Raw genomic sequence first — 9,711 nt, forward strand, 5'->3', positions numbered from 1 at the left:
GGACGCCCCGCTCGCCGCATGCGCCCGCTCGCACGGTAGGCAGCTGGAGACCCACTGCGCGCCGGGCCGTCATCGTTCATTGACGCGAAACCGCGGAGGTCGCTAGAACCCGCCCAGCAGCGCGTCGCAGTGCACGGGCAGGTCGCGCACCCGGATGCCGGTGGCGTGGTGGATCGCGTTGACCACCGCGGCGGCCGAGCCGACGATGCCGATCTCCCCCGCGCCGCGCGACCCCATCGGGCTGGCGTGATCGTCGGCGTCATCATCGAGCCAGATGGCGTCGAGCGCGGGGACGTCGGCGTGGCTCGCGAAGTGGTAGCTCGCGAGGTCCTGCGTGACGACGTGCCCGAAGCGGTGGTCGCGCACGCTCTCCTCGTGCAGCGCCATCGACAGGCCCATGGCCATGCCGCCGATCAGCTGCGAATGCAGCGTCGTCGGGTTGATCGCCTGGCCGATGGAGAACACGCCCAGCATGCGGTCGACGTGGACCTCGCCGGTATAGCGGCTGACCCGAACCTCGACGAAGTGCGCGCCGAACGAGTACATGCCGTAGTTCTCGGCGTCCTCGTTTTCCGGCGGCTCCGTGGTGGTGGCGGCGCCGACCGCGGGGTCGTCGCCGTGTTCCTTCCGGAACGCCTGCACCGCAGCGTGAATGGTGGCACCCCAGGAGCTGATGCCCGACGAGCCGCCCGACACCGACGCCGGCGGCAGGTCGGTGTCGCCGATCTGCACGTCGACCGCCGACGTCTCGACACCGAGCATGTCCGCGGCGATCTGCGTGAGCGTCGTCCAGGTGCCGGTGCCGATGTCGGTCGCGCCGATCTGCACCGAGTAGCGGCCGGCGGCGACGTACTCGATGCGGCAGGCGTTGCCGGGCATGACCATCGCGGGGTACACCGCCGAGGCGACGCCCGTGCCGATCAGCCACTCGCCGTCGCGCGTGCTGCGCGGCTCGGGGTTGCGCTGGTCCCAGCCGAACCGGGTGGCACCGGTGCGCAGGCACTCGAGCAGGCGGCGGTTGGACCACGGGTTGCCGGTCTCGGGGTCGACGTCGGGCTCGTTGCGGACGCGCAGCTCGATTGGGTCCAGGTCGCAGGCGACGGCCAGCTCGTCCATCGCGACCTCGAGGGCGAACATGCCGGGGCACTCGCCGGGGGCGCGCATCCAGAACGGCACGGGGACGTCGAGTTTCGCGATCCGGTGGCTGGTCTTGCGGGCGTCGGCGGCGTACATCATGCGCGACGGCGTCGCGGTCTGCTCGGCGTACTCCTTGACGGTGGCGGTCTGCTCGACGACCTGGTGGCTGATCGCCGCGAGCTTGCCGTCGCGATCGGCGCCGAGCCGCATGTGCTGGATGGTCGGGGTGCGGTAGCCGACGACGGCGAACATCTGCTGACGGGTCAGCGCCAGCTTGACCGGGCGGCCGGGGACCTGCATCGCTGCCATGACGGCGAGCACGTTGTGCGAGTGCGGCGCGCCCTTCGAGCCGAAGCCGCCGCCGACGTTCTTGGCCACGACGCGGATCTGCTCGGGTTCGAGGCCGAACGTCTGCGCGAGCGTCTTGCGGACGACGTGCACGCCCTGGGTCGAGTCGTACAGCGTCAGCTGGGGGCCGTCGGGGTCCCAGGTGGCGATGGTGGCGTGTGGCTCCATCGGGTTGTTGTGCTCGTGCGGGGTGGTGTAGGTCTGGTCGACGGTGATCGCAGCCTGCTGCAGCGCGGCCTCGACGTCGCCGTCGGAGGTGTCGGTCTCGTGGCCGGAGTTGACCTCCTCGGGCGCGTACAGCCCGGGGTGGTCGGCGCGGATCTCGGTGTCGTGCTCGGCCTCGTCGTAGGTGACGGTGACGAGAGCGGCTGCCTGCCTGGCGGTTTCGGCACTGTCGGCGATGACGCCGCCGATGAGCTGGCCGCGGTAGTGCACCTGGTCGTCCTGCAGGACTACCAGGTCGCCGTCGGAGGTGTCGGCCAGTATGGGCGCGTTGAAGACGGTGAGGGCGGCATGAACGCCGTCGAGGGCTTCGGCGGCGGTGGTGTCCATCGCGGTGATGGTGCCCTTGGCGATGGTGGCCTGCACCGGGTGCAGGTACAGCGGGGCGTCGACCGGATACTCGAACGCGTAGGTGGCGGTGCCGGTGACCTTCGCGGGCCCGTCGAGGCGGGTGAGTCGGCTGCCGATGGCGTGGGGTTCGACGAGGGTCATCGCTGCCGTCCTTCCGCGAGGGTGTTCAGCGTCGCAACGATGGTGCGTGCGGTGAGTGCGACCTTGAACTCGTTGCCCAGCCGGGGTTCCGCGTGGACCAGTTCGGCGTCGGCGGCCTGCCGGAACGTCTCCTCGGTGGCGGGCTGGCCGACGAGGGCCTGTTCTGCGTGGGTCGCACGCCAGGGCTTGTGCGCGACGCCGCCGAGGGCGATGCGGGCCGAGGTGACGGTGCCGTCGTCGATGACGAGTTCGGCGGCGACGGAGGTGACGGCGAAGGCGTAGGAGGCGCGGTCGCGGACCTTGCGGTAGGTGGAGCGGGCGCCGTCGGGTGCGGGCGGGATCTCGACGGCGGTGATGAGCGCGCCGCGGGGGAGGGTGGTGTCGAGGTCGGGGCGGTCACCGGGCAGGCGGTGGAAGTCGCTGAGCGGTAGGCGGTGTTCGCCGTCGGCGTCGAGGTAGACGACGGTCGCGTCGAGCGCGGCCATGGCGACGGCCATGTCGGAGGGGTGGGTGGCGATGCAGTGTTCGGAGGCGCCGAAGATGGCGTGGTAGCGGGTGTAGCCGCCGATGGCGGAGCAGCCGGTGCCGGGGGTGCGCTTGTTGCAGGGGGTGGTGAGGTCCTGGAAGTAGACGCAGCGGGTGCGTTGCAGGAGGTTGCCGGCGGTGGTGGCGAGGTTGCGCAGCTGGCCGGATGCGCCGGCGAGCAGGGCGCGGGCGAGGACGGGGTAGTGGCTGCGGACTACTGCGTGGGCGGCGAGGTCGCTGTTGCGGACGTCGGCGCCGATGCGCAGGGTGCCGTCGCGGAGGCGTTCGACGTCGGCCAGCGGGAGGTGGCCGACGTCGACGACGAGGCCAGGTTCGGCGATGCCGAGCTTCATGTGGTCGACGAGGTTGGTGCCGCCGGCGAGGAAGACGGCGTCGGGGCGGTCGGCGACGGCGGTGACGGCATCCTGGACGCTACTGGCGCGGTGGTACTCGAACGGGATCATCGGGCGGCCTTCTGGATCGCGTCGACGATGTTCGGGTAGGCGGCGCAGCGACAGAGGTTGCCGCTCATGCGTTCCCGGATCTCGGCGTCGGTGAGTTCGGCGGTGTCCTTGAGGTCGTCGCTGACGTGGCTGGGGGAGCCGGCCTTGACCTCGTCGAGCATGCCGACCGCCGAGCAGATCTGGCCGGGGGTGCAGTAGCCGCACTGGAAGCCGTCGTGCTCGAGGAAGGCCTGGGCGACGGGGTGCAGCTGGTCCTGGTCGCCGAGGCCGGCGGCGGTTTGAACTTCGGCGCCGTCATTCGCCACCGCGAAGGTCAGACAGGTGGTGGCGCGCCGACCGTCGAGCAGGACGGTGCACGACCCGCACTGGCCGTGGTCGCACCCCTTCTTCGGCACGGTGACGCCGAGGTGCTCGCGGAGCAGGTCAAGGAGGGTGATGCGGTTGTCGACGTGCACGGTGTGGTCCGTGCCGTCGACGCGCAGAGATACGTCGGTGAAGTGGGCTGACTTCATGGGCGGGGGTTACCCGGGGGTGGGGTGGGGAAACCGGGAGGGTGGTGCAGCGCATCTGCTACTTCGGCCATGTTGCGACGGGAACCGCGCACCACGGTGCGACCGGAGAATTGCCCTCGTTGCTCGGTTCTGCAACGCCTGGCACCCGAAGTCGTCGGTCGCGCGCCTCCTGCTTACATTGTGCAGCGCTTCAGGCGTCAAGGTGGTTGAGAGCCTTGGAGGCAACTATGTAGGGCTGGGCAGACTGTCTCCGGGATTGTTTGATGGCGCTGGGCGGGTAGTTGGCCTATCTGGAGCGGCTCAGCTGCACCGCCGGAATGTTTCTGGCGCTCAAATCTCCGTGGCGCCTAAATCGCGACTCACCGTTTCATCTCTGTCGCCTTCCGAAGTTTGTATGGTTGCTAGCGATGATCGACAAAGCGCAGGAACAGACTGCTCCGCTACGGGGGCCCAACGCCAAATGACCACTAGCGAGTTCGCGGACGGTGGGCCGACGTGCGGCTACCTCCCCGATGCGTCGGCTTTGCAGTCAACTCTCGAACGTGGACGGTTCGTCCGGGCCCTAGCTGTAGATGCGCCGATCAGATCGACCCTTGGCAGCATCGACAAGTGTCGCGTTCTGTGGCAGCCAGAGGTCGAACTGCCGCCAGGAATCTACTGGTTCGAGGATGTGGACGAGGGCTCCATTATCGTCCTCATTGGTGGTGGTGCCCCTCCAGGGGGTGCAGTCATTACTTCGACCGACGATCTTGATCGAGAAACTGCGCTCAAGGCCGCCAGCGATTGGGTGGAGGAATTCTGGTCTGTTGCTGAGGTTGTGCCTGTGCCGCGTTTCAACACGAACGACATAGTTGTCACCACCACGGGGGATGCAGACGCACTTGTTCTAGATCGAAAGTACCTAAGCGCGCACTGGTCATACACAGTGGCATCAGGGGGCCGCCGGCAGGAGATCTTTGAGTCGGGACTCAAGCCTCAGCCGCAATTGAACGATCCGGTCGCCTGGGTAGAAGGTCAGCTCACACCGGCCAGTCGTTTCGGCGCAACCCTTACGCGCGCCAAGCTCAAGGGTAAGTTCGCGGACACACTCTTCTCGTTCCGCGCGACGCGAACGACCTTCCGTCCATATCAATTCAAGCCCGTGCTCAAGCTCTTGCAGACGGGCAAGGCTCGCATCCTCATTGCTGACGAGGTCGGCCTTGGGAAGACTATCGAGGCGGGATTGATCTGGACCGAGTTGGAGGCCCGTCAGGAAGCGGATCGGGTTTTGGTCGTATGTCCCTCGGGCCTCGTTAGCAAGTGGAAGGAGGAAATGTCTGATCGGTTCGATTTCGAGTTGGTGGAGCTCGATGGCAAAGGCTTGAGCACGTTCATGCAGAGGCATCGTCAAAATCGGCTCCCTCGTCGGATGGCATACGTTTGCAGCCTCGAACGCCTCCGCGGCTGGGATGGTCTCGACGAGATGAGAGATTTGCCGCCGGAGTTCGACCTTGTGATCGTCGATGAGGCGCACTCGATGCGAAACCAAGACACTAAGAGTTACGCCCTGGGAACTGAGTTGTCCGAGTGGGCGGACAACCTTGTGTTTCTCACTGCGACACCAATAAATCTGCACCAGTCCGATCTTCTCCACCTGCTCGAGCTGCTTGCACCCGAGGACTACGGCGACATTCGCGACCTTGAGATGCGGTTAGAACCAAACCGGATTCTCAATGCCGTCGCTGCCAAGATCGCACAGGGCGAAGTCGATGGCAGACGACTCACATTCGAACTTGAAAGACTCAGGACTACGACTTTCGGCGGCGCCCTGATGCAGAGGCCCGACTTTCCGTTGCTACTCGAGCTGCTCGGCAAGTCTCGCCTCGAACCGCGTGACCTCGTAGAGGCCAAGCGAATGCTGGCTGAACTCAATACCTTGTCAACGGTTATTACGCGGACTAAAAAGGTTGAGGTCGACGAACGAAAGGCTAAGCGCAGCGAGCGGCGGCAGGAGATCGCGTGGGCTCAGGAAGAGGCAGACTTCTACGACGAGTACGTGGATTGGTGCCAAAGGAGGGCGGCCGAAATGAACGCACCGGTCCATTTCGCAATGCAGATGCCACTTCGCTTGGCGAGTGCGTGTTTGCCAATGGCGCGGCGTTCTGTGCTGGATCCCGTTGCCTTTGGAAGTATCTCCGACGCAGACGGTGAGACATCGTCGATGCGACTCGAGCCGCACCCCGACCTGGTTGCGGCAGCACGTCGACTACCTGAAGGTTTGGACACAAAGTTTGATAAGCTGCAACTGGTTCTCGACCAATTGCACAGTCAGCGCAGGCGGGCCCTAGTCTTTACATTCTCTCGCCCTACGATCTCATATCTGCAGGAGCGACTGGCGGACAAGTTCAGAATCGCAGTTATGCATGGCGGGGTCGCCCGCGAGGACCGTCGCAGAATCATGGCGGAGTTCCGGGCCGGACTGTATGACTTTCTGATCGCAAACCGAGTGGCCAGCGAGGGGCTCGACTTCGAATTTTGTTCGGCGGTAGTCAATTACGACCTCCCGTGGAATCCGATGGAGATCGAGCAACGGATCGGTCGTATAGACCGGATCGGCCAACAAGAGGAAACGATCCTCGTCGTCAATTTTGTTAACGAGTACACGATTGACGAGAAAATTCTGGCACGTCTGCTGGACCGGATCGAGATCTTCGAGTCGTCAATCGGGGCGCTGGAGCCAATCGTCGCCGCGATTGCACCCAAGGCACTCGAGGCTGGCTTCGACTTCACGCTAACTAAAGAGCAGCGCGAGCAAAAAGTGCGCGAAGTACTGATGGCTTTCGAAGAGCAAAAGGCCGGGCTAGAAGATATCGCGGATGCGTCGAGCGCACTCATGGTCAGCAATGATGTAGAAGTGGCCGGTCTGGAGGAGGAGCTAGTCCGCACCGGTAGATATATAGGTCAACATGAACTGGCTTTGCTGATCGACGATTGGGCGAAGGTTGAGGGTGCGTCCGGAATGACGTTTGGCGCGGATGGTCATTCGGGTGAGCTTCTAGGTAACGGTGCGATGGCTGCGCGAGTGGACGCGTTGGCGTTGTCGGCAAAGCGTTCGCGTACTGAAACGAGTCATCTTTCGACTCTGCTGCGGAACGAGATGCCCGTGTCGCTAGTACTTGATCAGGAACTGGCTCGGACGGGTGGCGGCGCGCTGTTAACCGCTACAAGTCCCTTGGCGATGGCCGCTGCGGACGTCCCAGGCCACAGAGAAGCCCGCTTCGCGTCGCTTCGCCTCGATACAAAGCAGGAAGATGTCACACCAGGCATTTACGTTGTTGTTCTAGCGAAAGCCGAGTCTGGGGGGCGAGGCGGCGATGAGATTTGGGGGGCGGCGATGACACAGAATGGTCGGAACGCTGGCGACGGTCCGGCAAACGCGTTGCTGGCGGCGTTAGCGGAAGGACGCCTCGAGGACGCGGCGCAGCCGCGTATCGAGAACTTAGTTGTCCTAACGGAACGAGCGCTCGAACAGTTGAATCTCCGTCACTCGCGGGAACAGGTCAAGCGAGATAGCGAGTTTGGTGCGCGGCAGGAAGGCCGTCGGGTGACCGTCGAGGAACAACATCGACGCAGAGTGGAGACCATCAGACGGCGGATCGAGACCGCTGCCAGCAGAGACCGCGGGAGCCGCACGATGGCGCTATTCAATAGTCAAATGCGCAGGGCTGAAGAGCGCTTCGCGCGGCTGACCGCTGAGATTGCGACCACGGTGGATCCCAAGATCGGCCTTGTGCCGCTGGCGGTGTGCATCGTTCAGATTGATGCGGCAAGGGGTGCGGCATGAAGGAGCCCGCAGAGTTCGAACTTCAGGACGAACGGACGGCCGAAAAACGATATGGGGAGCAGTTACGAAAGGATGCCCGTAACCGTCCACGGCCGCAATCTTTTACAGGGACCAAAGTGCCCGAGGGGCCAAGAGCGTTGCCGGGACAGTTTTTTGGTCGCGTTGCACTGACGAAGCCTGATGAAGTGATGACGGGCAAGCGCAACGACTTCTACATCGGCGAGAGGCACGCGACCGTGGATGGCGTCGAGGTGTACAGCTGGACCGCTCCGATTGCATGCAGTTACTTCAGGAAGAATCACCAACACACGTCAAGGAATCAGCTAGGAGAATTGTGCGGCGATGTAGCCGTCATTCGTTCCTATGCCCACGTCAACGGACGTATTACCGAGTTTGAGGACGATGTGCTGCGCGACGATGCGCCGTCGCAGCCCTTTCCCCGCCGAGGCCTGTCTGTACCTGCCGCGCCGGCGAAACGGTCTCCCTTGCCCGGCAAACGTGTTTCCGAGCCCGTGGTCCCAACGCTCGGCGCAGCCGTCGAATCCGACACCGCGGGTCTATCGAGCAGAATGGGAATGACAAGCCACTCAAAAGGAATCAACGAAGGAAGCGGCATCCGGGCAGAAGAGCTACTTCGCTCACAACTGAGCGCCCCCCGCGGTAAGGGCCTTGGCCCCGTTCTCTCAACATTGCAGGCCGATCAGTATGAACTTGTGACACTCTCGCCGCAGGAGAGCGCCGTCATCGAGGGACAACCGGGAACAGGCAAGACAATAGTCGCGTCCCACCGTGCTGCCTATCTGGTGAACGACGAGACTCCCCGCTCGCACCGTGTCGCGGGAACTGTCTTGGTGGTTGGCCCTACGTCGGGCTACTCTCGGCACATCCGTGACATTGTCCAACGACTCGGTGACGGTAGCGACCAAATAGTGGTCCTCTCGATGCCGGAGTTGATGGGCGAAATACTGAAACTTGTCGACGATCCGACCGGCCCAGCATCAAGTGTCTGGTTCGATGCAGATTCAATGCTGGGGCGACTGGCGCGCCTTGCAATCGATCTGTGTCGGAAAGCCGGTGTTGCTGGTCTGTCCCGCAAAATGGTCTACGAGTGCTTGCAGATGAATCGCGCCGGCGGTCGCGCTCTTACTCAAAACGTAGAGTGGTCAAGCTACCTGCGTAGCCTTCCGGTCTACAAGAAGGCGCTCAGCTTACGGGTGCATAGGCCCCTCCTTTCCCTGATTGAATGGGAGGTGGACAGGCCGTCTGATTTTGGGCGAATTGGTCACGTCATTGTCGACGAGGCACAAGACGTCACCGCCCTGGAGTGGTCGTTGTTGCGCTCGATCAACGAAGGCCATGCGGTCGCCAAGGGCAACAGCTGGACGATTCTTGGCGACCTGAATCAACGACGGTCTGACCACACTCTCTCAAGTTGGGACAGCGTTTTCGACGAGCTCGATCTGGATCCGGACACGAAGATTCGGCATCTCGCGCGCGCATATCGGTCAACCAAGCCGATTCTGGAGTTCGCCAACCAGCTGTTGCCGCGGAAGCACCGCCGTGCCGAAGCTTTTCAATACGACGGTCCTCCTCCATGGCTACATAAGGTCAATGCGAAGGACCTCGGCTCGGCCGTTCGACTCGACGCCACGCGACTAATTGATGCTTATCCGCTCGGAACCGTTGCCGTCATCACGGTCCAACCGGACCCGATTCGGAAGACGCTGAGGAAGGCAGGATGGACCGCAAAAAGTTTTGACATGAGGCTTTGGATCTACAACGGGACGGAGGTCGCCGTGCTCCAGCCTGATTCGGCCCGCGGCTTGGAATTTGATGCAGTCGTCGTGGTCGAACCCGCTGACTTTCCGTCAAACTACGGCCGACAGGGTCCTTTGTATACCGCGTTGACTAGGGCGAATCGCGAGCTTGTCGTCGTGCATTCGAAACCGCTTCCCCGTGAGCTTAAGACGAGTTAGCTCTCGAACGGCTAAAAATATGAAGGAGCAGTGATCGGCATATGCATCTGTCGATGCGGGTTCATTCATCTATCTAGGCATTCACCGCTGCAAGAAGTGCGTGGTGATCGACTTTTCGTCGGTGCTGCCGTCATCAGCGGCGTGCAAGCGCCGCCGATGTGGAATCAGGACTGCACGCCACCGTTCGACTCTTGACTGATGCAGGCTTGACG

The 9,711-nt window shown here is 63.2% G+C and carries 5 protein-coding genes; 2 read left to right on the forward strand and 3 right to left on the reverse strand.

Annotated features, from left to right (window positions below; genetic code table 11):
- Window positions 1-102 precede the first annotated feature (102 nt).
- From G6N64_RS10785 to G6N64_RS10795, 3 genes are read right to left on the reverse strand one after another with little or no spacing between them, the layout of a single operon-like run.
- Entirely contained in the window at window positions 103-2,199 is a 2,097-nt protein-coding gene (locus tag G6N64_RS10785) for a xanthine dehydrogenase family protein molybdopterin-binding subunit (RefSeq protein WP_163796883.1), read from the reverse strand.
- Window positions 2,196-3,188, reverse strand: a complete 993-nt coding sequence (locus tag G6N64_RS10790) for an FAD binding domain-containing protein (RefSeq protein WP_163796884.1) — start codon at window positions 3,186-3,188, stop codon at window positions 2,196-2,198. Before G6N64_RS10790 ends, G6N64_RS10785 begins: the two co-directional genes overlap by 4 nt.
- Entirely contained in the window at window positions 3,185-3,700 is a 516-nt protein-coding gene (locus tag G6N64_RS10795; RefSeq protein WP_163796885.1) for a 2Fe-2S iron-sulfur cluster-binding protein, read from the reverse strand. Before G6N64_RS10795 ends, G6N64_RS10790 begins: the two co-directional genes overlap by 4 nt.
- A gap of 460 nt (window positions 3,701-4,160) precedes the next feature.
- Here G6N64_RS10795 and G6N64_RS10800 point away from each other — a divergent pair, with 460 nt between their 5' ends.
- Both G6N64_RS10800 and G6N64_RS10805 read left to right on the forward strand, forming a co-directional pair.
- Window positions 4,161-7,523 carry a DEAD/DEAH box helicase gene (locus G6N64_RS10800; protein WP_163796886.1) on the forward strand — a complete coding sequence of 1,121 codons (3,363 nt, stop codon included), beginning with the start codon at window positions 4,161-4,163 and terminating at the stop codon, window positions 7,521-7,523.
- Window positions 7,520-9,499 (forward strand): AAA family ATPase, encoded by a 1,980-nt coding sequence (locus G6N64_RS10805; protein WP_163796887.1) that lies wholly within the window; start codon window positions 7,520-7,522, stop codon window positions 9,497-9,499. The genes G6N64_RS10800 and G6N64_RS10805 overlap by 4 nt, the downstream gene beginning before the upstream one ends.
- Window positions 9,500-9,711 lie beyond the last annotated feature (212 nt).

Origin of the sequence: Mycolicibacterium sediminis, from assembly GCF_010731735.1 — a bacterium.
In the GTDB taxonomy this organism is placed as follows: domain Bacteria; phylum Actinomycetota; class Actinomycetes; order Mycobacteriales; family Mycobacteriaceae; genus Mycobacterium; species Mycobacterium sediminis.